Genomic DNA, 23,730 nt, shown 5'->3' on the forward strand with positions numbered 1-23,730 from the left:
TCAGTTCCTCGTTTTGACCAGATTCGAGCGCTTGAAGGCGATGACCTCGTCGCCCCGTTGATTCGTGCCGCGCGTGTGCCAGGTCACGATGCCGTAGCCCGGGCGGTTGCGCGCCAGCCGCCTGGCAAGCACCTCGGAGCACGCATGGAGCGTGTCGCCCGGATAGACGCGGCGCAGGTAGACCAACTCGTCGACGCCCAGAAAAGGGCCACCGCCCTCGGACAAATCCTCGACCGACAGGCCGAACACCGTGTTGAACACCAGCAGCGGATTGACCACAGTCGCCGGATGCCCGTGCGCGTTGGCGAAGGCCGCGTTGGTGTAGTGCGGGTTGTAGTGCAGGGTCAGCGCCGAGAACAGGGTGTTGTCGGCCTGCGTCACCGTGCGGCCCCAGTGGTGGACGAATTTCCGCCCGAGCGCAAAGTCTTCGTAGCGATGGCCGCGGGCCCGCAGCGTCGCGTCGGCCTGCAACCGTGCGACCGTGAGTTCATCGGGAGTCATCGAATGGCGTCCAGCAGTGGTTGGAGGGTGGGCGCGCGGTCCAGCGCCACGATGGCCTCGACCAGGCGGCCGAAGCGCTCGGGGCCGATCACCGGCTCGGCGATCGAGCGCGCCTTTGCCAGCAGCCGCGTCCATTGGGCGCAGAGATCGGTGGCAGGAATGGCGACGTTGGCCGTCTGCGTGAACGACTGCCCCTGCCGGGTGCGCATGGACACCTGCGCAGCGTTGCCATCGCCGGTGGCCGTGATGACCAGTGCGATGCGCTGGCGCGCCTCGATGTAGCGCGCATCGAGCGCCGTTGCATCGGCATAGAGGCCCAGGTCGGCGGTGTCGGCGCCGTCCAGCGCCAGCGCGGCCAGGTGCTTGATGGAGAACTTCACGCCGAGCCCGGTCTTCGGGTCCTCGATGTCGCAGACGCCGCGCTGGTTGCCCGCGACCGTGATCGTCATCCCCTCCAGCGCATCCAGGCCGACGGCGTGTTGCTGGCGCAACTGGCGAATGGCTTCGATCGTCGAATGCGTGAGGTAGCAGGCCGCGTGGTATTTGAAGAGCGTGCTCTCGATGGCAAAGCCGGCAGCGGTATCGATCGGCGCAACGAACGGATGGCGTTCGGGCGCCATCGTCAGCGCAAAGCCCTGGGGACACTCGATGCCGCAGTCGTTGGCGCTGAACCCGCGCAGCGCCAGTTGCGTTGCCATCAGGCCATTCATCGCCGCCTTGCCCGCATGCAGGGGCTTGGCCATGGTGCCGAACATGCTCTTGAGGCCCGCAGCCTGTGTCGCTGCGAGCCCGAGCGCGTGGGCCGTCTGATCTTCGCTGAGCCGGCGCAGGCTGGCGCAGGCGGCAGCAGCGCCGAAGGTGCCGACGGTGCCGGTGGCGTGGAAGCCGTGCAGATAGTGGCTCGGCCCGAGCATCTCGCCGATGCGCGCCTCCACCTCGTGCCCGACCACCAGTGCGCGCAGCAATTGCCGGCCGCAGGCGTTTCCGATCTGGGCGCTGGCCAGCGCGGCCGGAACCACCGGCGCGCTCGGGTGGCCGATCATGTTCGATGACACATCGTCGAAGTCCAGCGCGTGGCCCGCCGCGCCGTTGATCAACGCCGCATCGTGCGGCCGGGCACGGGCGCCGCCGCTGGCGAGCAAGGTGCAAGGCAGGTCGGCCGATCCGCCGTATTCTTCGGCCAGCATACGGACCAATGGCTCCGATGCGCCGGCAATGCCGACGGCAAGCCAGTCGAGCATCACATGCCTGGCCCATTCGAATGCGCCGGGGCTGATGGCAGCAGCGCCGGTCCCGCTGATCCATCGGGCGAGCAGCCGCGTTGCCGCGACTTGGCCGTCGCCGGCCTGGTTGCGTGTTTTCACTGCGTTCGTTGCCGGAATCGACCCGGCTTTTGTTCGTTGATCGCAATGAGTATTGAACGGTCCTGCGCGCAAAGGCATCATGGATGTGATGGATGCGGCGCCCCGTCATTCATCACATCCATGATGGCCGTGCCGATCGCCAGTCGCCAAACTCCATCGGCATCTGGCAGCCGCCCGCTTCGGCCGTCGCTCGTTTCCACACTCTGCTGACCCATGAACACCCAGCCATCACACAAGCTGCGTCGCTCCGCGATGTACGTCCCCGCCACCCATCTGCGCGCCCTGGCCAAGGTCGGCGGCCTTGGCTAAGGCGCAAGAACTCGGCTCCACGCGATTCCAGCATCAAGCCGCAGACGACTTGGTGCAGCAGGTTGTTGAGGTCGATGGGCAATGGTGTTTGCGCAGCGGGCCACTTCCTCCGTGGAGTAGCCAGCAGCCACCGATCGACGCAGACGAGCTGACGTCGAGCGTTCGGGAGACCAAAGACCGCGCTGCGCTTCATTGAATGAAGCGCGGGCAGAGTAGCGCGCGGCAGTGGACCGGGAGTTAGAGGCCGATGGGCGCGTGGCGACAGCTGATGTTTACGCCTTTCGGCTGATCAAAACCCCGGCCTGCGTGGGAGCCTTACTGTCGAGATATTCACGGCGATGACGCAAGACCGGCGCGATAGAGCGACTGGATGGTCGCCGCAGGAAGTGGCAGCCCAGGTTCTGCGGCATGTCGCGGAATACCGCCAGTCCGAAGCGCCGATCATGGGTGCCATCGTTCAGGCCACCGAACTGCTGGCTCCCAGGCGTTTCTGAACCAGCCGACGAAGCGGGCCTGCGTGTGAACAAGTCACTGCACTGGCTGCATACGCTGGTTCCCGAGGGACTGACTTGGGCGGCGCACCATACCAAACGCGGCGCGCAGTCGTTTGCTGATTTCTGCCACAGTTCATCGGCACGCTGGTGCATGACGGCCGGACACCCCGCCGCACACTGCTGCCCAATGTCAGGCAGGAAATTTAGAGATGTTTTTTTCTTTCGGTGAGCAAAATATAGGACACATGTCGTATCATAAGATACTTTTAGCGACCAATGCACAAACACTGTGTCAATCTTTTTGATGCGTTCACCCAAGCCTTTCGGGGTTTAGCGCTTCAGCCGCGCTTTTGTTGGCGGGCTGGGGTGTGGGCTTGGCAGGCTGATTCCATTCATGAATCATTTTGGAGAAAATCATGCCATGTCCTACCAGTGGAAACGACGAAGTGTCGAGATATGCCCGCGAGGCGATAACGTCAGCGCAAACGATCGAGCAGCTACGCCAGGCGCAGGCTGTCGTTTTGCCGCTGAATCATGGTTTGAGTTTGACTGACACGGCGCGGATTATTGGCGTATCACCAGGCTGGGCTTGCCAATTGCGCCGTCGTTTCACGCATGACCAGATGGCAGGGGCGCCCGGTGCCCCCACTGCCGGCGGGTGCAGGCGCCAGAACATGCGTCTGCAAGAGGAACGAAAGTTTTTAGCACCTTTTTTGCGTCGGCAGCCGAAGGCGGCCTACCCGTTGTCGGTCGGATCAAAGCAGCGTTGGATCAGTACCTGGGGCGGACAGTGGCATTGGTATCAGTGTATAAACTGCTGCACCGCCACGGCTGGATGCCAAGGCATGTTGACGCAAGAATATACCTGCACCTATGGCGCAGTGGATGTCTGTACGGGTGAGATCGATAGCCTGATTCTCACGTATGATGAGTAGTTACAAAGAAAGTAGATGGAGAGATAAAATGAAAAAATCTTCATTGCATACACTTACTGCTTTGGACTGCGACAAAAGCATGCCGCTCTATCGCCAGGTGTATCAGCGGTTCATCTGTGCGATTAAGCAGGACATTTTTTCATCCGGGCAGCGTGTTCCCTCGATACGGGCACTTGCCAGTGAACTACGGATATCACGCAATACGGTCGAGGTGGCATATAACTTGTTGATTGGCGAGGGGCATCTGGAGGCGCAAGGACAGGCAGGGACTATCGTATCTCCTGTGTCTCCGTACTTGCGAGCTGCAATGAATCATAGAACTCCGGGACGAGAAATAAATGATCATAAAACCCTTGCGAGGACAGGAAACGATTCACTGTACGATACGGCATCAGAACTTCAGCCGCTACCGTATCAACTTGGCTTGCCTGCGCTGGACATGTTTCCGCACAAATTGTGGTCGAGTTTGATCGCGCAGCAAATACGCAAGCAAAGTCGATGCCACGCTTATCCTCATTCGGCGGGGCATTCACAACTACGCGAAGCAATTGCTGCTTATTTGCACATCTCGCGTGGATTGGACTGTACGCCGGAGCAGGTCTTCATTACCTCAGGCTATCGGGGCTCCATCGGGTTGATAGGACGCACATTACTTCGTCCGCTTGATCAGGTCTGGCTGGAAGATCCGTGCTTTCCGCCCGGCTTTCACTTGATGTCCGAAATGGGCGCACAGCTGATGCCGGTGCCTGTAGATGAACATGGGCTTTGTGTCGCGGAAGGCAGAGCGCGGGCACCACATGCCCGATTTGCGCTGGTGACACCGGCGCACCAAAGTCCACTTGGTGTTTCGTTATCATTGGTGCGACGACTGGAGTTGTTGGCTTGGGCGGAGCAGAACAATTCTTTTATCATTGAAGACGATTATGATAGTGAATACCGCTATGATGGGTGGCCATTACCAGTACTGGCCAGTTTGGGAGTTAACGACAACGTTCTTTACCTCGGTACATTTAGCAAGGTGCTCAGTCCGGCTTTGCGCATTGCTTATTTGGTTGTACCGAAACCTTTGATACAGCAGTTCAATAAATCTTGTCCCATCGTGAATGATGGCTGTCCGTTGCTGATTCAGGGTGTGATCGCCGATTTTATCAACGAAGGTTATTTCGCCAGGCATCTGAAGAAAATGCGCACACTGTATTCCGAACGACGGGAGATGGTTATTGAGAGTCTGCACATGGTATTTGGTGACCGCTTGCGTTTTGACGCGCCAGCTTGTGGACTTCATCTTCTAGCTCGTCTGGATCACGCTGAAGATGATTTGCAATTGGCTCAGCGTGCCAAGCGTCAGCAATTTGGCGTGGCAGCGCTGTCGGTGCGCAACATAGAGGCTGAGTGTGGCAAGGGGTTACTATTGGGTTTTGCCAATGTGAGCTCTCGTGAACAGGCACTGCTGCAAGCCCATGGATTACATCAGTGCCTAGGGTGAACGATCTCATCTCCGGATGGGGTGCAATCAATCCGGTATTACAGCGGTAGCTTCAATTTCAACCTTGGCTCCATCGACCATCAATGCTGTAACCTGGAAGGCGCTCATCGGCGGATAGTGGCCAATCAATTCCCGGTATGCTCGTCCGACTTCGCGCGCCTGTTCAATATATGCATCATGATCGGTCACATACCAAGTCAGGCGCACCAGGTGCTCTGGACGAGCTCCAGTTTCTGCCAGCACGGCAACAATGTTTTTTAACGCCTGAATAGCCTGATCGGCGTATCGTGAACTGTGAAATTGCTCTTGGCTGTCCCAGCCCAGTTGCCCTGAAGTGAAAACCAGTGTGCCACGCGTGGATATGCCGTTGGCATATCCACGCGGACGAACCCACCCTGGTGGCTGGAGTATCTGCATCATGCTATGTCCTCCTGCTGCGATAGCAATGCCCGCAATGCATCGCCCACATCGTCCGGCATGGGAGTCGATTTTTCTGTGTCCAGAGAGGTGAATACCAGCACTTGTTGGCAGCGCAGACGCATAATCATATCGACATGCCCTTCAAGATCCAGAGTGATGGAGCGCTGCCCCAACTTGGCAACACGTAACTGCAATGTGAGTGTGTCGCCGTGGTGTGATGGACTGATAAATTCACAATTCAATTTGACAATGGGAAGACCCAGGCGACGGTGACCGATGAAAGATGCGAAGTCTATTCCCAATCCTTCATTGAACCAGTCTTCTATCAGCCAATTACTCAGCACGAGGTATTGGGGGAAGTACACAATGCCGGCCGGGTCACAGAAGGAGAAACGGATTGGATACTGTTTAGTGAAATGCATGTCGTGCATTGGGGATTTTCCTTTGTAAAGAAGGTCGATGGCTTCCTCAAGCAGGAAGCTTCGTCGCTCCGATTTCAACCAGTTGCAGATAGTTGGCCAGCATGCTTAATCCCTGCTCGGTCAGCACAGACTCGGGATGAAATTGCAGTCCATAAATTGGTAAGGTACGATGGCGCAAGGCCATGATTTCCCCGAGACTGCCGTCAGTGCGCACTGCCCATGCAGTTGCCACCAATTCATCCGGTAGCGCATCAACCGCCAGCGAATGATAGCGGGCGACCTTCAGCCCGTTATCCAGACCCGCGAACAGGCTGCTCCCATCGTGATGGAGGCGCGAGACCTTGCCATGCAGCACTTCTTCTGCCCTCCGAATCTGAGCCCCGAAGGCGGCACCAATGCATTGATGCCCAAGACAGATGCCAAGCAGGGGAAGATGACCTGCAAAATGCCGGATGGCGGCAAGCGATATGCCTGCTTCGTTTGGCGAACAAGGGCCAGGGGACAAGATAAGTGAGAGTGGATTTATCTCCTCGATTTCGGCAAGCGTGATTTCATCGTTGCGCCGTATCATGATCTCCGCACCAAGCATACCCAGATACTTCATACGCGGACAAAGCACAACTCTTTATTACGCCAGCCCAGCAACGCCAGGCCGAACAAAGTGCAGACCAGCGGGAACAGGTACATGCCAGTCCAGCCAAAGTGATGTACTGCAATGCCACCGAGCCAAGAGCCAAGTGCTGCGCCAAGAAAGAACACGGTCATGAACAGACTGTTGAGGCGCGAGGCAGCAAAGGGATCGAGGCTCAATACGCGGCCCTGCGTGATCACTTGTATTGAGCGCACACTGACGTCGGACATAATTAGAAAGGCAATGATCATCGGCAGTTGACTACCCAGCCAGCAACCGGCAAGTGACACGGCGACCACGCCGGTGCCTAGCAACACGATGACGCCGCTCCAGTGCCAGTGATTTTGCAGCCAGCGCACCATGGCCGGGGCCCCCAAAGCGACGATGGCGGTAAAGGCGAGCAGACCCGTCTGGCCCGAGCTCCAGTGCAAGGTCGCGTGCGCCAGCGACGCGAGATTGGCCCAGATGCCATTAAGCGCGGCAAAGAAGCAGGCAGCAACGAGCGCCAGCCGGCGCAACTCGGGTTGATTGAGCCACAACTGGCCTTGTTGGCGCAGCATCGGCAAATAATGTAGCTGAGTATTGATTGCGTTTTGGCGAATATTGCGCAAGAGGGCGATTCCCAACAGCAAGGTCAATATACCAACGAGTTGGTAGACGGCACGCCAGCCGAGATGTTCGGCGCCCCAGCCCGAAAGCACTCTTGCAAGCAACAAGCCGGCAAACAGCGAAGAAAGTAGATGACCAACCACGACTGGACGTTGCTCAGGCGCTACCGTTTTAGCGCAGTGTGCGATCAGTAATTGCCCACCGATAGAGAGAACACCGGTCAAACAAAACAAAATGGTCATGAGCACGGGTGACGGCGCCCATGACACCAGCAGCAGCACCGCCCCCAGCGAGATGATGGAGACGGGAATCAGTCGGCGCGGTGGCAGCATGTCACCAAGCGGCAGTCCGAGGATGAGCCCGACTCCATAACCAAACTGAGTGGCCACTGACAGTCTCCATAAGGTGTCGACGGGCATTTGGAAGGTGGCGGCAATCAATTGCGTCATCGATTGGTGGTAAACCACGGCCGCAACGGAAAAACCGGTTGCCAGGCAATATAATGCGAGCGTCCAGCGTGGCAGAGAGAGTTCAGGTTTCATGGCGTAACTCTTAAGGTAGAGGATCGGGATATGCCGCATTCAGTCGAACGTCAGCATCAATGCCGGCATGCAGTAGCGCGTCCAAAAGGTTGTTTACTGGGGCCAGTTTGTCTTCCGCTTGCTCAATGAATCCGAGCAGGCGCTCGCGTTTACCATTGAAAAATTGGGCATGACCAAACAACACCGCCTTGGGGATACCGGTAGTGCCCGAGCTATGGCAGATCATCACGATATCCGGGTCACTGACGGTGACCGGCCAGTCCTGTATCACTGGTGTGCCCAATGGCACCGCTGCCCCTTGGACAAAGCCGGCATTAAAAACGGATAAGCTCTTCAATATATCGGCAAGGTTCCAGCGGGCATTGGTTTCTTGATCATAGATAAAGACATCAAATCCATTGCGTTGAGCGTATGAGTTGGCAAGATCAGCGCGCAAGTGACCATTGATCAGCACCGGGATGCAACCGAGACTGCCCAGTGCCAAGAAGTGCAGAAATGATGGAATACCATCGCCCAAGTACAGGCAGACGCGACGGCCGGCACGAATGCCCTGATGTTGATACCAGGCCGCCAGATCACGGACCGCCAGGAATAGGCTACTCAACGAGAAGGCTTGATAGGCTGCGCCCGAAGGCCCGACATAGGGTTTTTCAAGAAAAAGAAAGTCCTCATCGCCTCCGCCATAAGCAGCATGCGCTTTGAACAGAAAATTGCCGGCCCCAAGTTTGGGGTCATTGAACAGTTTGTTCCTGGCTTGTAATTTGGCAAATTCGCTCATTTCAATCTCGTTTTTTGTCGTGCCGTCGAAGCCCGATGCGGGCAGGCTCAGTGTTTACTGGCGCATGCCAATGGCAAGGCGGGTCATTGCATTCATCAGCGCGATGGCGAAGGTCAGATCGGAAATTTCCTGATCGCTGAAATGCTCCTTCAGCGGGAAGAAGGCTTCGTCCGGGGCGTGGGTATCGGCCACATGGGTCAGCGATTCGGCCCACTCCAATGCCGACTTCTCGCGCTGGCTGAACTGGGAGCTGACGCGCCAGCCGGCCAGTTCGGCCAGACGACGATCCGTCTCATTGCGCTCACGCAAGGTTTTGGTGTGCATATTCAGGCAATACGAGCAACCGTTGATCTGCGCGACGCGCAGATAGACAAGTTCGATCAATGGCAAACCCAGGGGACTGGCCTCCAGATCGACCTTGATTTGACGCAACCCTTGCAATAGCTGTGGTGAAAGTTCGTAGTACGGAAGGCGTAAACTGCTTTTCATGGTGGAAGCTCCTATGTTGACGATGACGGGAAGTGAGCGTGGTGTGCGATATGCCTCAAGGCGTCTGCCGAGTGCCTTGGGGCGTTTCCGTAATGCAGGTCAAATAGACCAAATAGGCGCAGGCGGCGCAAGTCAGAACGCTGAAATTGAGCGCCAACTTCAAGCTTTGAAAAGCCGCCATGCTGATGGCGAAGATCAGCAACAAAATGGCACTCAGCCAAGCGGTCATGCGCAACTGGATGCCAAACAATAGGAACAAACCCAGAACGGCTTCCAATACGTTCACCAACCAGGCTAGAACTGGAATCAGGGGCGCGAGAGCCCAAGGCGTGAGCTTGGCAACATGGCGGTAAAAGTAGTCCATGCTGCCCCAGGAGACCCCCAAGTCCCCGATCTTGCCCCACAAACCAAAACGATCTGCTACGGCGGATAAGAACGCTGTCGCCAGCGCGATGCGGGCGACGAGCAGCACAAATCTCAAAGAGTTTTCTTTCTGCATGACAGCCTCTTCTTTCTCGTACGGGATAGGCACGATCAGATTTCATACGGCTTGGAATATTTCCCATGCCAACGAAACGAGAAGATACGGTATCTGGCAGTTTTTACTAAGGGGCAAGAATTGCTATTTCGACCATGACAAGCGATGAGCCGGCCGAACAGAGGAATACAGGGAAGCGCTGGAGAATTGTTGGAATTTCGCACAATGCCGGTTGAATGCGAGGGGCGCTGGTCGGTGGATACCGGGGCTACCAACAAGTGGGGAAGCGGGCAGGCGGCGACCTGTGGAGCGCCGACGGCATCACCGAAATCCGGCTGCGGGTGGCCTCTGCCGTCGTGCTTTTCCACGCTTGCCCATTCTTGCACGTCGGAATGATCGCGCTCGCACCACGGGCGGCAATCGCTTCATGGCAGCCCTTGGTGGCATACACCCCCGTCGCCACTGATGGCGATGAACGCCGCAGTCACCTGACGCCGGTTCGCAACCGCAACGGGCCTCAGCATTTCCTGGCGGCCGCCAGCACGGCGGTCAGCAGTTGCTTGCGCCGCCTGTGGAGCCGCTCGATCGGCGCTCCGATGCCAAGACCAAGCCGCTGGCCACGGATCAAGGTTTGCACCAGCGCGGCGATCACGCCCGCGCCCGTGGTCGCGAGATTCGCCGATTCATAGTGTCCTTGGTCGCGCGCCAGCGCGACGGCGCGGAGGGTCTCGGCAATCTTCGCCGGATGTCCGGCCCTGCCGACCTCGGCGTTGTAGCGGCGCAGGAGCAGACCGATCTGCTCGTCCTCCAATTGGCTCATCAGCAAAATGCCGATGGCGGATCGGTGTATGGGGCGCATCGTCCCTGGCGACGGCGAAAAGCGCAGCGCATGCTGCGATTCGATGACCGACAGATATTGCAGTTGCAAGCCACTTTGACGCCCGAGCAGGACGGTTTCGCCGGTCTCGGCGGCCAGTCGGCGCATCGCATCCTGAATGGCTTCCGGCCGATCCGGCATGCGCGTCGTCCAGTCGCCGAGAAAGGAAATCCGTATCGACGGGCAATACTCGCGCTTGGCGGCATCGAATTCCATGTAGCCCCGGGCCACCAGCGACTTGAGCAGCATCGAGACACTCGACTGGGGCGCGCCAAGCCTCTCGACGATGTCCGCGACCCGCAGCGGCCGCCGTTCGGCCTCGAACATTTCGAGCAATTCGAATACGCGCACCGCCGACTTCACCATTGCCGCTTTCCAACCGATGCTCGCGCTGCCACCCATGTGGTTCAGGCAAGGTAACTTGCCGAGCCAACCCGTCGCCGCAGACTGTAATCCACAACCTGATGCAAGCACCACCCGGCCTCGGCACACTTGCGACCGATCGGGGTGGGCTGAAGGAACCTGAAGGGCCGTTTGCGTTCGTCAGTGTCCCATTGCAATGGCATGAGGACAGCGCGGGCAGCGGCTTGCGTGCCATGCACCGGTGCCAGGCGCTGGCGCCTTGGCGCACCCGGGCGCCAAGGTGTCCGCGGGAAACCACCAGTGCGCTGCGGCGCTGCGCTCGTTACCGTTGCAACATTTGGCGAGCGCATGAGAGGCAAAGATGGGCGACGACATGCATCATCCCCCGCCACGGCGGCATTTTCTGCGACAAGCCATCAGCGTTGCAGGCGCGGCGCTCGTTGCGACGGGCGCCAATGCCGCTAATGCCACTAATGCCGCCAACACGCCTGCGGCCATGCCGGCGCCGGTCGGCTACCAATGCTTCAGCGCGGATGAGGCTGCGTTCACGGAAACCATGGTGAACGTCATGTGCCCTGCCGACCAGTTCACGCCCAACGGGGTGGATTGCGGCTTGGCGATCTTCATCGACCGCCAATTGAGCGGCGCATTCGGACAGGGCGCAGGCCGCTATATGAGCGGTCCGTGGCGCGAAGGAAAACCGGAGTTGGGGCTGCAACTGCCTTTGACGCCCGAACAGTTCTACAAAGCCGGCGTGCAGGCAGCCAATCACCAGGCGCAAAAGAAATTCGGCAAGACATTCGATCAGTTGCCATCGGCCGATGCCGACGCTTTCCTGAATGAAATCGCCGGCGGCAAGATCGGCGATGACGACATTCCGCTGGCATCCTGGTTCAACGATTTGGTGTACCCCTTGTTTACGCAAGCCTGTTATGCAGACCCGCTCTATGGCGGCAATGGCGACAAGGTGTTCTGGAAGATGATCGGCTATCCGGGATTGCCGGCGACGCACACGCTCGACATGGTCGACTATCGCGGCAAGCCCTATCCGGGCGCGCAGGATCCCAAGTCCATTCTCGATTTCGGCTGAGGGCCGCGATGATCAAAAAACTCGAAAGACGGACCGTCGTGATCGTCGGTGGCGGCCTGACTGCCGGGCTGATGGCACGCCAATTGACGGCGCAGGCCATCGATGTTCTGGTGCTCGAACGCGGTGGCGACCACACCCATGGCGCAGCAGCCCGGCTGCCGAGCCAGCGCGACGAACTGCGCTGGGGCGTGCGCCAGGGCCTGATGCAGAAATGGAATGTGCAGACCTACAGCTTGCGCCATTCGCGCAGCGACGCTTCGCTGCCCGTGCGCTGGATGGAAGCCTTTCTGCCCGGCGAGGGTATGGGCGGCGCGGCGAGCCATTGGAACGGACACACATGGCGCTGGGCCGGGTACGACCCGACCCTGCGCACGCGCTATGCGCAGCGCTACGGCAGCAAGGCGATTGCGTCGACCATGCCGCTGCAGGACTGGGGCGTCACCTACGAGGAGATGGAGCCTTACCACGATTTGTTTGAAAAGCTGTTCGGCTTGTCGGGCACGGCAGGTAACGTGCACGGCGAAACGCGGCCCGGGGGCAATCCCTTCGAGGCGCCGCGCCGGGGTGAGTACCCGCAAAAAGCGCTGGAAATTACCGAGGCAGGATTGATTTTCAAGCAGGCCGCCGAAAAGATGGGCTATCACCCGTTCCCGATACCGGCAGCCAATTCCTCCGGGGTGTACACCAACCCCGACGGTCAGAAACTCGGCCAGTGCCAGTATTGCGGCCATTGCGAACGGTTCATCTGCGAAGCGCAGGCCAAGGCGTCTGCGGACGTTTTGCTGTACCCGATGCTCAGGCAGCGCAAGGGATTTGAGTTGCGCCTGCACAGCCATGTGCTGGGCGTGAATTACGAGCGCCAGGCCCAGCGCGTGACCGGCGTGCGCTATGTCGATGGGCGCAGCGGCAAAGAATACGAGCAGCCGGCCGATGTCGTCGTGCTCGGCGCGTTCACGATGACCAACAACAAGTTGCTGATGCTCGACGAGATCGGCGTTGCGTATGATCCGCTCACCGGCAAAGGCGTGGTCGGCAGGAACTTCTGCTACCAGACCAATTCAGGGGTCGGCATCTTCATGAAAGACCGCTGGATCAATCCTTTCCTGGCCAGCGGCAGCACCGGCATGGTGATCGACGACTTCAACAACGACAACTTCGACCACACCGGACTCGGCTTCCTGGGCGGCGGCATGATCAGCGCCAGCGTATTCAACGGCCGCCCCATTACCGCGCGCCGTCTGCCGCCCGGCACTGCGCGCTGGGGCACCCGGTGGAAGCAGGCCAATGCCGATTGGTATGCGCACTCGTTCGGTTTGTCGATTCAGGGCAGTTGCTACCCCGACACCGGGAACTTCCTCGATCTCGATCCGGTATACAAAGACGCCTACGGCCAGCCGCTGGTGCGCATGACTTTCGACTGGCGCGACAACGAGATGAAGATGTCGGCCTACGTGACGAAGAAGATGGACGAAATCGCCAAGTCCATCGGGGCCGACATCGTCTCCCCGGCAATACCGCGCAAGAGCCCGTTCGACACGCGCATTTATCAAAGCACGCATGTCACCGGCGGCACGCCGATGGGCACGGACCCGGCAACCAGCGTCGTCACGCCGCACCTGCAGCATTGGGATGCGCAAAATCTGTTCGTGGTCGGCGCTTCGGTGTTTCAGCACAACTCCGGCTACAACCCGACCGGCCCGTTGGCGGCGTTGGCGCTGCGGCTGGGCGATGATCTGGTGCGCTACGTTCAGCGTCCGCGCATGTTGTGATCGAAGTGCGGCGTTTTGCCGTTTTGCCCCGTTTTGCCGTTTTGCAATACCCGCCGCCGGCACGCTGCGCATCACGATGCACCACGATCAGGAGACTTCGCCATGAGCCCGCAACCTGTTTTGCTGCCCCGGCGCCATTGGCTGGCAGGCAGTGGCGCCGCACTGGCTGCAGCTGCGCTGGCCCGCACCGGCCCTGCGGCGGCAGCGGGCGAAACGCCAGCGCCGGGGGCCGCCGGTGCGACCAAGCCGCTGCCCGCCTATGCGGCCTGGAAAGACCCGTCGAGCCTCATCGTGCACAGCAGCAACACCATCGAGACCAGGCGCAGCGCATTCGGCACCGGCGTCATTACGCCTTTCGGGCAACTCTACGTGCGCAACAACCTGCCCGCGCCGGACGCCTCCATCCTGGCCGAACGCGATGCGTGGCAGATCAGCATCGAAGGCGTGAAAAATCCGCGCCAGCTCACGCTGGGCGAGCTCAAACGCATGGGCATCGAGACCACGGCCATGGTGTTGCAGTGCTCAGGCAATGGCCGCAGCTACTTTCCGGACAAACCCGGTGGCACGCCTTGGCAGGTGGGGGCAGCGGGCTGCGTGCTCTGGAGCGGTGTGCCCGTGCGTTGGGTGGTCGATGCGCTTGGCGGGGTGGACCCCGGCATGGCCTACCTCACCGGCACCGGCGGCGAGAAGCTGCCCGATGGCATCGACCCCAAGAGCGTCATCGTCGAGCGCTCGGTGCCGGCCAGTGCCATGGCCGACGCCATGCTCGCTTGGGAAATGAACGGCGTGCCGATCCCGCTGGCCCACGGCGGCCCGTTGCGCCTGGTCGTGCCGGGCTACACCGGCGTCAACAGTGTCAAGTACGTCAAGCGCCTGGCCTTCACGGCCCGGGAGAGCGACGCCCGCATCATGACGCACGGCTACCGGCTCTCCCCGCCCGGCGGCAAAGGCGACCCCTCGCAGCCATCGGTGCAGGAAATGTCGGTCAAGTCCTGGATCAACGGCCCGGGCACGGACGGCACCCGCCTGAAGGCCGCAGACGTGCAAATCCATGGGGTGGCCTTTGGCGGAATGCATGCCGTTGCCAAGGTCGAGGTGTCGCTGGACGCTGGCAAGACTTGGCAATTGGCCCGTCTGGCAGGCCCCGACCTCGGCCGCTTTGCCTGGCGCCAGTTCGTGTTCGCCGCGCGCCTGCCCGCCGGCCAGTTCACCCTGGCCAGCCGTGCCACGGATGCCGTCGGCAATGTGCAGCCCGAGCAGCGCATGGAAAACGCCGGCGGCTACAACAACACCAGTTGGGCCGACCACGCCGTGAAAGTGAGTGTGGCATGAGCGCCGCCCGGCCGCCCGGCCGCCCGAAGGCGCTCATACCGCAGCCGAAGGCGAAGGTATCCCATCCATCGCCGCCCGGCCGCCCGAAGGCGCTCATACCGCAGCCGAAGGCGAAGGTATCCCATCCATCGCCGCCCGGCCGCCCGAAGGCGCTCATACCGCAGCCAAAGGCGAAGGTATCCCATCTATCGCCGCCCGGCCGCCCGAAGGTGCTCCGGTGAGGCGCGGCGGTTGCGCCCGGGCGGTGTGGCCTGTTTTGGCGCTTGCCGGTGTCGCCTTGGCCGGCATCGGTTGCCCGTCAGCGGCTGCCGATGAAACCGCCCGGTTTGCGCAGGGCAAGGCCCTGTTCGCCCAGGGCAGCGTTCCCGCCTGCGCGCTGTGCCACACGCTGCGGGACGCCGGGGCAGAAGGCGCCGTAGGCCCCAGTCTGGATGAGATCAAGCCTGACGCCAGGCGAGTAGCCAAGGCACTGCGCAACGGCCTGGGGCAGATGCCGTCTTACGATGGCCGGCTCACCGATGAGCAGATTGCGGCATTGGCGTTGTATGTGTCCAGGGTCAGTGGAGCAGCGCAATGAAAATGGAACATGTTCGTCGGGCGGCGTTGGTTGCCGCCGTCATCGTGCCGGGCCTGCCGGCAGCGGCGCAAGATGTCAACGCAGGCCGGCAGGTCTTCGCGCAATGCGCCGCTTGCCATGCCGTCACCACTGCCAACGGCGTCGGTCCCGGCCTGTGGGGCATTGTCGGCAGCAAGTCGGCGTCGGTGCCGGGCTTTCGTTATGGCGCGGCGATCAAGCGCGCCCATCTGATCTGGGATGAAAAGAATCTGGATGCCTATATCGCCGACCCGCAGAAAGCGCTGCCGGGAACGCTGATGCCATTTTCGGGCATTGCCGATGCACAGCAACGCGCCGATCTGATTGCATACCTGAAAACGATCAAGTCACCGTAGCCCGCCCGGCAGGCAGGCAGGCAGGGGTGGCGTCCGGTTCTTCGGGGCAACAAACCGGTGCAGGCGGGCCTTGCATGCCATCGCGCCTGTTGCGGGCCGGCACCGAAGATGGCCAATGCGCGACAGGATGGCCGCCGCAACGTGCGTCCGGCGCGTCCGGCTTGCGGCACTCGAGGCCGCCCCGGGCGCAAGGTACTGCGGGAAAGCCCCAGTGCACCAGGCGGGTGCGGCCGTTACATTGGCAGCACTCGATGAGTGCACCCGAGCGTGCCAAACGAGGAGCCAGAGGAGACAGTCTTTCCTGCCAACAATAAAGAAGACCCCCAAGCACCCTGTGAGGTGCGTACCTTTCCAGGCGCCGGCGCTCCCGGCGCCTTTTTATTGCCTGTCCACTGGCGCGGTTCATGCTCTGGCTGCGAGAAGATCGGGGCGCCGCGTTGCCCCGCGCCAGCAGTTGCGTCTGTGGGCGCGGGCAGCCTGCTGCCGGATGTGGATCGCCTGCGGCATGGCATGGGTCGCCTGCGGCGAATTGGCACCTGAACGACCCTCTGATCCGTGGTTTGTAAAAAGTCCGCAACCCTATAATCGTGACCGTTCGATGATGACAGACCGTGCCATGGATTCGTGGCTTGCCGGTGCCTCCCGCCGCATTCCGCCGCCTCCGGCCTGTTGGCCCGCAGGCCCCGGATTGTTTCCACCTGAACGACCCTGACAGGATCCATTCCATGAAATTGTTCAAGGCTGTAGCCGCCATTGCGACCGTGACCGCGCTCACGCTTTGTGCCACCTCCGCCGCCTTGGCCCGGACATTGGACGAGATCCGGCAAGACGGCAAGATCGTGATCGCGACCGAGGGCCAGTTCGCGCCGTTCAATTTCTTCAATGGCAGCACGCTGACCGGTTTCGAGATGGACGTGGCCGAGTTGGTGGTCAAGAAGATGGGGCTGACCATCGAGTGGAAGGCGCTGGGCTTCGATGCGCTGCTCACCGGCCTGCGCCAGGGCCGCTGGGACTTGGTGATCGCCTCCCATGGCATTTCCGAAGAACGCGCCAAGGCTGTCACTTTCACCGCGCCCCACTATTGCTCGGGCGGCATGATCATCGCGCTGGACCCGGCCATCAAGAGCGCCAAGGACCTGGCGGGCAAGGTGGTTGCGGTACAGACGGGCACCAGCTATCTGGAGAATGTGCAGAAGGTCGCGGCCATCAAGGAAGTCAAGAACTTCCCCACCGACAACGATGCGCGCAGCGCGCTGAACTCGCGCCGCGTCGATGCCTGGGTGACCGACCGTTTCGTCGCCAAGGCCGTGGCCGAGAAGAACCCCGGCGCGGGCTTTCAGCTCGGCGACATGCTGTTCATCGAACAAATCGCCGCTGCCGTGTCCAAGGGCAATGGCTCGCTCGCCGCTGCCTGGAACAAGGCCCTGGCCGAAGTGATGGCCGATGGCAGCTACGCCGCCGTGTCCAAAAAGTACTTCCACGAAGACATCCGCTGCCACTGATCTGCCGCGACCAGCGTGCCCATGCGCATCGCCTTTTGGCCCCGGTGCTGGAGCCGCCAGCGGCGTAGCAACGTCACGCTGGTGCTGGCTGTCGTGCTGATGGTGCTGACGCTGGTGTTGCTGGGCCAACTGCTGTCCTTCCTGCCCGAGCCGATAGGTTCCAACGCCCAGGCTTTTTCTGCCGGCGCCCGCATCACCTTGTGGCTTACGCTGGTCAGCGGCAGCCTGGGCTTGGTGCTGGGCACCGGCACCGCCCTGGCGCGCACCTCGCGCTGGATGGTGTTGCGCTGGGTGGCGGGGTTTTACATCTGGGTCATCCGTGGCACGCCGCTGCTGGTGCAGATTCTGTTTGTCTACTTTGCGCTGCCCATTTTGGTGCCCGGCCTGAATCTGCCGGACTTTGCCGCTGCCGTCTTGGCGCTCGGCCTGAACGTGGGCGCCTACAACGCCGAAGCCGTCCGGGCCGGCCTGCTGGCCGTGCCACGCGGTCAGACCGAAGCCGCCAAGGCGCTCGGCCTGGGCCGGCTGCATGTCATCGCCGATGTGGTTTTTCCGCAGGCGTTCAGAATCGCGCTGCCGCCGCTGGTCAACAACTTCGTCGCGCTGCTCAAGGATTCATCGCTGGCCTATGCGATCGGCGTGGTGGAACTGACCAATGTGGGCTATCGCATCCAATCGGTCACCTTCCAGTCGGTTGCCACGCTGTCGACCGTGGCCGTCACCTACCTGCTGCTGACCACCTTGCTGACCCAGATCTCGAACAGCGTCGAGTACCGCTTCGATGTCGAAGGGCGCAACCCATGACCGGGCAGCCGATGCCGTTCATCGTCGCCGAGCGCGTCTGCAAATCGTTTGGCGCCCACCAGGTGCTGCGCGCGGTGTCGACCGTGTTCAACACCGGCGAGGTCACCGTGATCATCGGCGCCTCGGGCTCCGGCAAGAGCACGCTGCTGCGCGCCATCAACCGCCTGGAGCCGCACGACAGCGGGCGCATCACCATCGACGGGGTGGAGGTGGGCGACGACCTGCCCACGCTGCAAAAGCAGCGCAGCGAGGTCGGCATGGTGTTCCAGCAGTTCAACCTGTTCGGCCACATGTGCGTGCTGGACAACGTGACATTGGCGCCGCGCCGCATCCGCCGCACCCCGCGCCGCGCGGCCAACGAGCAGGCCATCGCCCTGCTGCGCCGCGTGGGCATGCACGAGCATGCGCACAAATACCCGTGGCAGCTCTCGGGCGGCCAGCAGCAGCGGGTGGCGATCGCCCGGGCGCTGGCCATGCAGCCCAAGGTGATGCTGTTTGACGAGCCCACCTCGGCACTCGACCCCGAAATGGTGCAGGAGGTGCTCGACGTGATGCGCGAACTGGCGCATGGCGGCATGACCATGGTCGTGGTGACCCATGAAATGGGCTTTGCCCGTGAGGTGGCCGACCGCGTCCTGTTCTTCGACCAAGGCTGCATTGCCCACGACGCACCCCCCGATGAGTTTTTCAACCACCCGGCCAACGACCGCATCCGCGCCTTCATCGGTCGCATGGCCTAAAGTCGCATGGTCTAAAGTCGTATGTTCTGAAGATTTCCACCACCAACCTCTGACCGGAGTAACCATGAAACCCAACCCTCTCTTGCTCTCCCTGCTGGCCACCGGCCTGTGCGGCCTGCCCTTGGCGGCGCAGGCGCAGTCGGCCCAGGACTTTGAGGCGCTGCGCAATGAGCTCAAGGCGCTGCGTGCCGAACTCGACCAGATCAAGGCCCGGCAGCCGGCGCCATCGTCTGCCCCGGCGGCATCGGCATCGGCCTGGAGCGAGCGCATCGACGCCGTGGAACTGCGGCAAAAAGATGCCGTGGTGCTGGGCGACATCCCGGGCAGTTTCCGCTTGCCCGACAGCGAGACCTCGATCCGCATCTATGGCCAGGCCGAGGCCAACCTGGTCAAGGACTTCAAGGGCACGGCGCCCGGCGATATCTTCTCGAATGTGATGGAGCAGCCGCTGGGCGCGTCCCGCAGTGGCAAGATGGCGCTGACCGCACAGACTTCGCGCCTGGGCCTGGAAACCTCGACACCGACCTCGAACGGCACCTTCAACACCAAGGTCGAGGCCGACTTCTACGCTTACTGCGACGCCGATTCCACCTGCCTGCGCAACCGCCTGCGCCTGCGCCATGCCTATGGCGAGTACGCCGGCTGGCTGGTCGGCCAGACCTGGTCGACCTTCGTGGATGCGGACAATTCGCCGGAAACCGTGGACTTCAACGGCCCGCCCGGCTTCCCGGGCGGACGGATGATGCAGGTGCGCTACACCTACAACGTTCCCGCAGTGGCCAAATTCCAGTTCGCGCTGGAGGGTCTGAACGACGGCATCAAATTCCCGAACTTCGTTGCCCGGGTCGACAAGGCCTTCGACTGGGGCAGCACCAACATCCGCCTGCTGTCGCACGAGCAGCACATCGATGGCGTCAGCAAGCGCGGCCTGGGCCTGGGCTTGGGCGCCGGCGTGAAGATCGGCAGCACCAGCACGCTGATGGCGCAGTACTCGCTCGTCGACGGTGATGCGGATGCCAACTACCTGACGGGCGCCAACTACCCGGTGCTCGACGGCAAAACCCTGCGCATGGACCGCTCGCAGGGCTTTTTGCTCGGCCTGGGCAACGTGTTCAGCGACAAACTGCGCGGCATGGCGTCGTTGGGCGTGGTGCGCTCGCGCCAGCGGCTCGGCGATGCTTACGTCAACACCTATGGCGCCCAAGGCAACCGGCAGTTGCTGCAATGGCATGTCGGCATGTACTACCTGCCGATCAAGAACGTGGAACTGGGCAGTGAACTGCTCGGGGGCCGCCGCACCACGTTCGATGGCTCCAAGGGCGACTTGCTGCGGCTGAACCTGCAGGCCCGTTACCTGTTCAACTGACCCTTTGTCTTTCCCGCTCGATCAGGCTGACCGGGTAACCGGCCAGCCTGGTTTTTCTTTATGCGCCCGGAACGTTTTGGCCTGCTGGCCCTGTTGTTGGTGACCGTGGTCTGGGGCACCACCTTTCCCGCGATGAAACTGCTGTCGCAGTGGCTCGATGCGCTGCAGATCATCTGGTTGCGGTTCGCCATTGCACTGGCGGTGCTGGCCCCGCTGTGGCGGGGCATGTTGCGCCATGAGCGGCGCTGGGGCTGCGCGCTGGGCCTGCTGCTGTTTCTGGCGTTCTGGCTGCAGATCGAGGGCCTGGCGCGCACCAGCAGCAACCGCAATGCCTTCGTCACCGGGCTGAATGTGCTGGTGGTGCCGCTGATCGCGATGGCGCTGTGGGGGCGCCGCTATGGCTGGCGGCTGTGGGCTGCCTGCGCCGTGGCCTGCGCGGGCATGGCGCTGATGTTCCACGAGAACGAGCCTTGGAACCTGGGCGATACGCTGACCCTGGCCAGCACGGTGTTTTACGCCCTCTACATCCTGGCCCTGGAAGAATGCGCAAGCCGGAACGGGGCGCAGCCTGCGCGGGCCAGCCGCATGGCGGCGGCGCAGGCCACGGTGATCGCGCTGGCGGCCACGCTGCTGTTGCTGGCGCGCGGTGGCGGCATGGGCTGGCTCGCGTCGGTGGCCCGCCTGCCGCCCGATGCCTGGATCGCCCTGTCGTACCTGGGCCTGCTGGCCAGTGTGCTGGTCGTGACGCTGCAGGCATGGGGCCAACAGCGCGTCGACGCGATGCGCAGCGCCATCGTGTTCGGCCTGGAGCCGGTGTTCGCAGCGCTGACGGCCTGGGTCTTGCTCGGCGAGCAGTTGGGCTGGGCCGGTTGCAGTGGCGCTGCGCTGATCGTCGGGGCGCTGGTTTTCAGCCAGATCACGCCGCCGGCCCGGGCCGTGGCGGCGCAGCCCTGACCCGGCAGATCAAGGCGCCGCCGTGGCGCGCACCAGGGGCACCTCGTCCACTTTGCGGGGCTTGCCTATCGGCGCCCCGGCCAGCCCCTTTTGCACGGCCGCGATGTCCTCTTCGCTCGGGTACTCTCCCATCAGCCAGTAGTCGAACACCCGGCGCGCGATCGGTGCCGCATGGGCGGAGCCAAAGCCGGCGTTCTCCACGATCAGCGCCAGCGCAATGCTCGGGGCTTCGGCCGGGGCAAAGGCGGTAAACAGGGCGTGGTCGCGCAGATGCTCTGCCAGGGCCTTGGCGTTGTATTTCACGTTCGGCCCCAGGCTCACGGCCTGGGCGGTGCCGGTCTTGCCGGCCGAGGTGTAGGCGGCGCCGGCGAAGACGCGCGCACCCGTGCCGTCCTTGTTCACGGCGACCAGTGCATTGCGCACGATGTCGACATTCCGGGGCAGATAGCCCAGGTTCGCGCCGGGCGGCTGAGCCACCTCGGTCACCGCGCCGGTGAGCGCATTCTTCACCGCCTTGGCCAAATGCGGACGGTAGCGCGTTCCCCCATTGGCCAGCGTGGCCTGCGCCACGGCCAGTTGCAGCATGGTAAAGCTGTTGTAGCCCTGGCCGATGCCCAGCGACACGGTCTCACCCGGGAACCAGCGCTGCATGTCGGCGCGCCGGTAGGTTTTGCGCTTCCAGTCGGTGCTGGGCAGCGTTCCGGGCACCTCGCCTTGCAGATCGATGCCGGTGGCCTGGCCAAAGCCCAGCGGCCGCATGAAGTCATGGATGTTGTCGACCCCCATCTCCACGGCCAGCGAATAAAAATAGGTGTTGCTCGACAGTTGTAGCGCGCGCTGCATGTCCACCCCGCCCAGGCCCCCTTCGTGGCTGCGGAAGGTGTGGCCGCCGAAGGTGTAGGAGCCCGGGTCGTTCACCACCAGGCTCGGCGAGCGCTTGCCCAGTTGCAGCGCTGCCAGCGCCATGAAGGGCTTGTACGTCGAGCCCGGCGGGTAGGTGCCGCGCAATGCGCGATTGAGCAAGGGCTTGTCGATGGATTCGTTGAGCGCGGCCCAGTTGTCGGCGTCGATGCCTTCGACGAACAGGTTCGGGTCGAAGGTGGGCTTGCTGACCAAGGCCAGCACTTCGCCCGAGCGCGGGTCGAGCGCGACCAGCGCGCCGCGGCGCTCGCCAAACAGATCCTCGATCATCTTTTGCAGCCGGATGTCGAGCGCCAGCACCACCGTGTCGCCGGGCGTGGCGGCATGGCTGGCCAGCTTGCGCACGGCCCGGCCGCCGGCGGAGGTCTCCATCCGCTCGACCCCGGTGGCGCCGTGCAGCGCAGACTCGAAGCTCTGCTCTATGCCCAGCTTGCCGATGTATTCCGTGCCCCGGTAGTTGGCCTCGTCATCCGAATCCTGGATGCGGGCCTTCTCGCTCTGGTTGATGCGGCCGATGTATCCGATGGCATGGCTGGCCACATCGCCCAGCGGGTAGCTGCGAAACAGCCGCGCCCGGATATCCACACCGGGAAAGCGGTAGCGCTGCGCCGCAAAGCGCGCCACCTCCTGGTCCGTCAGGCGCGTGCGGATCGGCAGCGACTCGAAATTGCGCGACTCTTCGAGCAAGCGCTTGAAGCGCCGGCGATCGCGGGCCTGGATCTCCACCACCTTGGCCAGTTCATCGATGGTCTCGTCGAGCGCTGCGACACGCGCGGGCGTGATCTCCAGCGTATAGGCCGAGTAGTTGGTGGCCAGCACCACGCCATTGCGGTCCAGGATCAGCCCGCGACCGGGCACGATGGGCAGCACCGCCGTGCGGTTGCTTTCGGCCTGGGCGGCCAAATCCTCGTGGCGCAGCACCTGCAAAAAGACCAGCCGGGCCAGCACCAGGCAAAACGCCACCAGCACCAGGGCGCCGACCGCCAGCGCGCGCAGCCGGAAGTGCCAAACCTCGGTTTGGCTATCGCGCAGCTCGGTCATCGGCATCACCCACACAGGACATGCTCACAAAGGACGGTTTTGATCGCTATCGGGCGGGCGGCGCTGCGGGGCCAACAGCACCCCGCAGGCCAGGGGCCAGAGCAGCGCTTCCAGCAGCGGGGCCGCCAACAGGCCAGGCCCCGGAAATATGCCCCCGCTGGCCAGCCGCGGCAAAAGCTCCAGCGCATGGGCCAACGCGAACAGCGGCAAGACCTGCAGCGCCTGCGAAGGCACGCCAAACCACAGCAGGCGGCGGTGGATGGCCACGGCCGCAAAGGACAGCACCGTGTACGACAGCGCATGCTGGCCGAGCAGGGTCGACTGGCCCACATCCATGCACAGCCCGAGCACGAAGGCCGTCCCCATGCCCATGCGCAGCGGCTGGTGCGCGCCCCAAAAGACCAGCAGCACCATCAGCAGATCGGGCATCCAGGCGATGCGCCCGAGCGGCAGCATGTTCAGCGCCAGGCCCACCGCCAGACTGGCGCCGATGAACACCGGGTTCACCGGCAGCAGCAAAGGTTCACCGCGCGGCATGATCATGGCGGGCCTTCTTTCAGGG

Annotated in this window: 24 protein-coding genes and 1 pseudogene; 12 read left to right on the top strand and 13 right to left on the bottom strand. The window is 62.2% G+C overall.

Annotation, left to right across the window (positions count from 1 at the left end; all coding sequences use genetic code 11):
• Both VEIS_RS07725 and VEIS_RS07730 read right to left on the bottom strand, forming a co-directional pair.
• The gene (locus VEIS_RS07725; RefSeq protein ID WP_011809350.1) at nt 1-501 is read right to left on the bottom strand and encodes a MaoC family dehydratase; all 501 of its coding nucleotides are present in this window, start codon (nt 499-501) and stop codon (nt 1-3) included.
• Complete coding sequence (locus VEIS_RS07730) at nt 498-1,865, bottom strand: MmgE/PrpD family protein (protein ID WP_041949886.1); 1,368 nt, start codon at nt 1,863-1,865, stop codon at nt 498-500. Before VEIS_RS07730 ends, VEIS_RS07725 begins: the two co-directional genes overlap by 4 nt.
• A 1,219-nt stretch (nt 1,866-3,084) precedes the next feature.
• Between VEIS_RS07730 and VEIS_RS28405 the strand changes: the two genes are divergently transcribed.
• A complete protein-coding gene (locus VEIS_RS28405; RefSeq protein ID WP_157048441.1) occupies nt 3,085-3,603 on the top strand; it encodes a helix-turn-helix domain-containing protein in 519 nt (172 codons plus the stop codon).
• 28 nt (nt 3,604-3,631) lie between these two features.
• Nucleotides 3,632-5,089: a MocR-like pyridoxine biosynthesis transcription factor PdxR gene (gene pdxR / locus VEIS_RS25805; RefSeq protein WP_011809354.1), complete on the top strand. Its 1,458-nt coding sequence runs from the start codon at nt 3,632-3,634 to the stop codon at nt 5,087-5,089.
• Between the two features lie 27 nt (nt 5,090-5,116).
• Here pdxR and VEIS_RS25810 read toward each other — a convergent pair whose 3' ends face one another.
• The 9 genes and pseudogenes from VEIS_RS25810 to VEIS_RS07770 all read right to left on the bottom strand — a co-directional run bounded on the left by VEIS_RS25810 (nt 5,117) and on the right by VEIS_RS07770 (nt 10,701).
• On the bottom strand, nt 5,117-5,509 hold the full coding sequence (locus VEIS_RS25810; RefSeq protein WP_011809355.1) for a RidA family protein: 393 nt from the start codon (nt 5,507-5,509) through the stop codon (nt 5,117-5,119).
• Complete coding sequence (locus VEIS_RS07740; protein WP_011809356.1) at nt 5,506-5,940, bottom strand: acyl-CoA thioesterase; 435 nt, start codon at nt 5,938-5,940, stop codon at nt 5,506-5,508. Before VEIS_RS07740 ends, VEIS_RS25810 begins: the two co-directional genes overlap by 4 nt.
• 37 nt (nt 5,941-5,977) lie before the next feature.
• Nucleotides 5,978-6,535 (bottom strand): anthranilate synthase component II, encoded by a 558-nt coding sequence (locus VEIS_RS07745; protein WP_011809357.1) that lies wholly within the window; start codon nt 6,533-6,535, stop codon nt 5,978-5,980.
• On the bottom strand, nt 6,532-7,713 hold the full coding sequence (locus tag VEIS_RS07750) for an MFS transporter (protein WP_041950644.1): 1,182 nt from the start codon (nt 7,711-7,713) through the stop codon (nt 6,532-6,534). The genes VEIS_RS07745 and VEIS_RS07750 overlap by 4 nt, the downstream gene beginning before the upstream one ends.
• Nucleotides 7,714-7,723: 10 nt before the next feature.
• Entirely contained in the window at nt 7,724-8,491 is a 768-nt protein-coding gene (locus VEIS_RS07755) for an AMP-binding protein (RefSeq protein WP_011809359.1), read from the bottom strand.
• A 54-nt stretch (nt 8,492-8,545) separates the two neighbouring features.
• The gene (locus tag VEIS_RS07760; RefSeq protein WP_011809360.1) at nt 8,546-8,980 is read right to left on the bottom strand and encodes a carboxymuconolactone decarboxylase family protein; all 435 of its coding nucleotides are present in this window, start codon (nt 8,978-8,980) and stop codon (nt 8,546-8,548) included.
• A 55-nt stretch (nt 8,981-9,035) separates the two neighbouring features.
• On the bottom strand, nt 9,036-9,479 hold the full coding sequence (locus VEIS_RS07765; protein WP_011809361.1) for a MauE/DoxX family redox-associated membrane protein: 444 nt from the start codon (nt 9,477-9,479) through the stop codon (nt 9,036-9,038).
• A gap of 340 nt (nt 9,480-9,819) precedes the next feature.
• Nucleotides 9,820-9,918: pseudogene (locus VEIS_RS30350) on the bottom strand (IS5/IS1182 family transposase); the annotation flags it as partial.
• 57 nt (nt 9,919-9,975) lie between these two features.
• Nucleotides 9,976-10,701 (bottom strand): IclR family transcriptional regulator, encoded by a 726-nt coding sequence (locus tag VEIS_RS07770; protein WP_011809362.1) that lies wholly within the window; start codon nt 10,699-10,701, stop codon nt 9,976-9,978.
• A gap of 358 nt (nt 10,702-11,059) precedes the next feature.
• On the opposite strand from VEIS_RS07770, the gene VEIS_RS07775 reads away from it, so the two are divergent.
• The 10 genes from VEIS_RS07775 (at nt 11,060) to VEIS_RS07820 (ending at nt 21,206) form a co-directional block, all read left to right on the top strand.
• Nucleotides 11,060-11,788: a gluconate 2-dehydrogenase subunit 3 family protein gene (locus VEIS_RS07775; protein WP_011809363.1), complete on the top strand. Its 729-nt coding sequence runs from the start codon at nt 11,060-11,062 to the stop codon at nt 11,786-11,788.
• Between the two features lie 8 nt (nt 11,789-11,796).
• Nucleotides 11,797-13,557: a GMC family oxidoreductase gene (locus VEIS_RS07780; protein WP_011809364.1), complete on the top strand. Its 1,761-nt coding sequence runs from the start codon at nt 11,797-11,799 to the stop codon at nt 13,555-13,557.
• A gap of 102 nt (nt 13,558-13,659) precedes the next feature.
• The gene (gene sorT / locus VEIS_RS07785) at nt 13,660-14,889 is read left to right on the top strand and encodes a SorT family sulfite dehydrogenase catalytic subunit (protein WP_011809365.1); all 1,230 of its coding nucleotides are present in this window, start codon (nt 13,660-13,662) and stop codon (nt 14,887-14,889) included.
• A gap of 244 nt (nt 14,890-15,133) precedes the next feature.
• Complete coding sequence (gene sorU, locus VEIS_RS07790; RefSeq protein WP_041950647.1) at nt 15,134-15,466, top strand: SorU family sulfite dehydrogenase c-type cytochrome subunit; 333 nt, start codon at nt 15,134-15,136, stop codon at nt 15,464-15,466.
• Nucleotides 15,463-15,840, top strand: a complete 378-nt coding sequence (locus VEIS_RS07795) for a c-type cytochrome (protein ID WP_011809366.1) — start codon at nt 15,463-15,465, stop codon at nt 15,838-15,840. Before sorU ends, VEIS_RS07795 begins: the two co-directional genes overlap by 4 nt.
• 725 nt (nt 15,841-16,565) lie before the next feature.
• On the top strand, nt 16,566-17,342 hold the full coding sequence (locus VEIS_RS07800; protein ID WP_011809367.1) for a substrate-binding periplasmic protein: 777 nt from the start codon (nt 16,566-16,568) through the stop codon (nt 17,340-17,342).
• Between the two features lie 21 nt (nt 17,343-17,363).
• A complete protein-coding gene (locus tag VEIS_RS07805; RefSeq protein WP_011809368.1) occupies nt 17,364-18,146 on the top strand; it encodes an amino acid ABC transporter permease in 783 nt (260 codons plus the stop codon).
• A complete protein-coding gene (locus tag VEIS_RS07810) occupies nt 18,143-18,886 on the top strand; it encodes an amino acid ABC transporter ATP-binding protein (protein WP_011809369.1) in 744 nt (247 codons plus the stop codon). Before VEIS_RS07805 ends, VEIS_RS07810 begins: the two co-directional genes overlap by 4 nt.
• 64 nt (nt 18,887-18,950) lie before the next feature.
• On the top strand, nt 18,951-20,252 hold the full coding sequence (locus VEIS_RS07815; RefSeq protein ID WP_011809370.1) for a DcaP family trimeric outer membrane transporter: 1,302 nt from the start codon (nt 18,951-18,953) through the stop codon (nt 20,250-20,252).
• Nucleotides 20,253-20,312: 60 nt separating this feature from the next.
• Nucleotides 20,313-21,206 (top strand): DMT family transporter, encoded by an 894-nt coding sequence (locus VEIS_RS07820; protein ID WP_011809371.1) that lies wholly within the window; start codon nt 20,313-20,315, stop codon nt 21,204-21,206.
• A gap of 9 nt (nt 21,207-21,215) precedes the next feature.
• On the opposite strand, the gene mrdA is transcribed toward VEIS_RS07820, so the two are convergent.
• Together mrdA and mreD are read right to left on the bottom strand one after the other, a co-directional pair.
• The gene (gene mrdA / locus VEIS_RS07825; RefSeq protein WP_011809372.1) at nt 21,216-23,168 is read right to left on the bottom strand and encodes a penicillin-binding protein 2; all 1,953 of its coding nucleotides are present in this window, start codon (nt 23,166-23,168) and stop codon (nt 21,216-21,218) included.
• Between the two features lie 24 nt (nt 23,169-23,192).
• Nucleotides 23,193-23,711 carry a rod shape-determining protein MreD gene (mreD, locus tag VEIS_RS07830; protein WP_011809373.1) on the bottom strand — a complete coding sequence of 173 codons (519 nt, stop codon included), beginning with the start codon at nt 23,709-23,711 and terminating at the stop codon, nt 23,193-23,195.
• Nucleotides 23,712-23,730: the final 19 nt, after the last annotated feature.

Source organism: Verminephrobacter eiseniae EF01-2 (genome assembly GCF_000015565.1).
GTDB classification, from domain to species: Bacteria; Pseudomonadota; Gammaproteobacteria; order Burkholderiales; family Burkholderiaceae_C; genus Acidovorax; species Acidovorax eiseniae.

Excerpts from the sequence above, each read along its gene's own strand:
- VEIS_RS07725 (WP_011809350.1), bottom strand. The coding sequence starts at position 501 with ATGACTCCCGATGAACTCACGGTCGCACGGTTGCAGGCCGACGCGACG.
- VEIS_RS28405 (WP_157048441.1), top strand. The coding sequence starts at position 3,085 with ATGCCATGTCCTACCAGTGGAAACGACGAAGTGTCGAGATATGCCCGC.
- pdxR (WP_011809354.1), top strand. The coding sequence starts at position 3,632 with ATGAAAAAATCTTCATTGCATACACTTACTGCTTTGGACTGCGACAAA.
- VEIS_RS25810 (WP_011809355.1), bottom strand. The coding sequence starts at position 5,509 with ATGATGCAGATACTCCAGCCACCAGGGTGGGTTCGTCCGCGTGGATAT.
- VEIS_RS07740 (WP_011809356.1), bottom strand. The coding sequence starts at position 5,940 with ATGCACGACATGCATTTCACTAAACAGTATCCAATCCGTTTCTCCTTC.
- VEIS_RS07745 (WP_011809357.1), bottom strand. The coding sequence starts at position 6,535 with ATGAAGTATCTGGGTATGCTTGGTGCGGAGATCATGATACGGCGCAAC.
- VEIS_RS07750 (WP_041950644.1), bottom strand. The coding sequence starts at position 7,713 with ATGAAACCTGAACTCTCTCTGCCACGCTGGACGCTCGCATTATATTGC.
- VEIS_RS07755 (WP_011809359.1), bottom strand. The coding sequence starts at position 8,491 with ATGAGCGAATTTGCCAAATTACAAGCCAGGAACAAACTGTTCAATGAC.
- VEIS_RS07760 (WP_011809360.1), bottom strand. The coding sequence starts at position 8,980 with ATGAAAAGCAGTTTACGCCTTCCGTACTACGAACTTTCACCACAGCTA.
- VEIS_RS07765 (WP_011809361.1), bottom strand. The coding sequence starts at position 9,479 with ATGCAGAAAGAAAACTCTTTGAGATTTGTGCTGCTCGTCGCCCGCATC.
- VEIS_RS07770 (WP_011809362.1), bottom strand. The coding sequence starts at position 10,701 with ATGGTGAAGTCGGCGGTGCGCGTATTCGAATTGCTCGAAATGTTCGAG.
- VEIS_RS07775 (WP_011809363.1), top strand. The coding sequence starts at position 11,060 with ATGGGCGACGACATGCATCATCCCCCGCCACGGCGGCATTTTCTGCGA.
- VEIS_RS07780 (WP_011809364.1), top strand. The coding sequence starts at position 11,797 with ATGATCAAAAAACTCGAAAGACGGACCGTCGTGATCGTCGGTGGCGGC.
- sorT (WP_011809365.1), top strand. The coding sequence starts at position 13,660 with ATGAGCCCGCAACCTGTTTTGCTGCCCCGGCGCCATTGGCTGGCAGGC.
- VEIS_RS07795 (WP_011809366.1), top strand. The coding sequence starts at position 15,463 with ATGAAAATGGAACATGTTCGTCGGGCGGCGTTGGTTGCCGCCGTCATC.
- VEIS_RS07800 (WP_011809367.1), top strand. The coding sequence starts at position 16,566 with ATGAAATTGTTCAAGGCTGTAGCCGCCATTGCGACCGTGACCGCGCTC.
- VEIS_RS07805 (WP_011809368.1), top strand. The coding sequence starts at position 17,364 with ATGCGCATCGCCTTTTGGCCCCGGTGCTGGAGCCGCCAGCGGCGTAGC.
- VEIS_RS07810 (WP_011809369.1), top strand. The coding sequence starts at position 18,143 with ATGACCGGGCAGCCGATGCCGTTCATCGTCGCCGAGCGCGTCTGCAAA.
- VEIS_RS07815 (WP_011809370.1), top strand. The coding sequence starts at position 18,951 with ATGAAACCCAACCCTCTCTTGCTCTCCCTGCTGGCCACCGGCCTGTGC.
- VEIS_RS07820 (WP_011809371.1), top strand. The coding sequence starts at position 20,313 with ATGCGCCCGGAACGTTTTGGCCTGCTGGCCCTGTTGTTGGTGACCGTG.
- mrdA (WP_011809372.1), bottom strand. The coding sequence starts at position 23,168 with ATGACCGAGCTGCGCGATAGCCAAACCGAGGTTTGGCACTTCCGGCTG.
- mreD (WP_011809373.1), bottom strand. The coding sequence starts at position 23,711 with ATGATCATGCCGCGCGGTGAACCTTTGCTGCTGCCGGTGAACCCGGTG.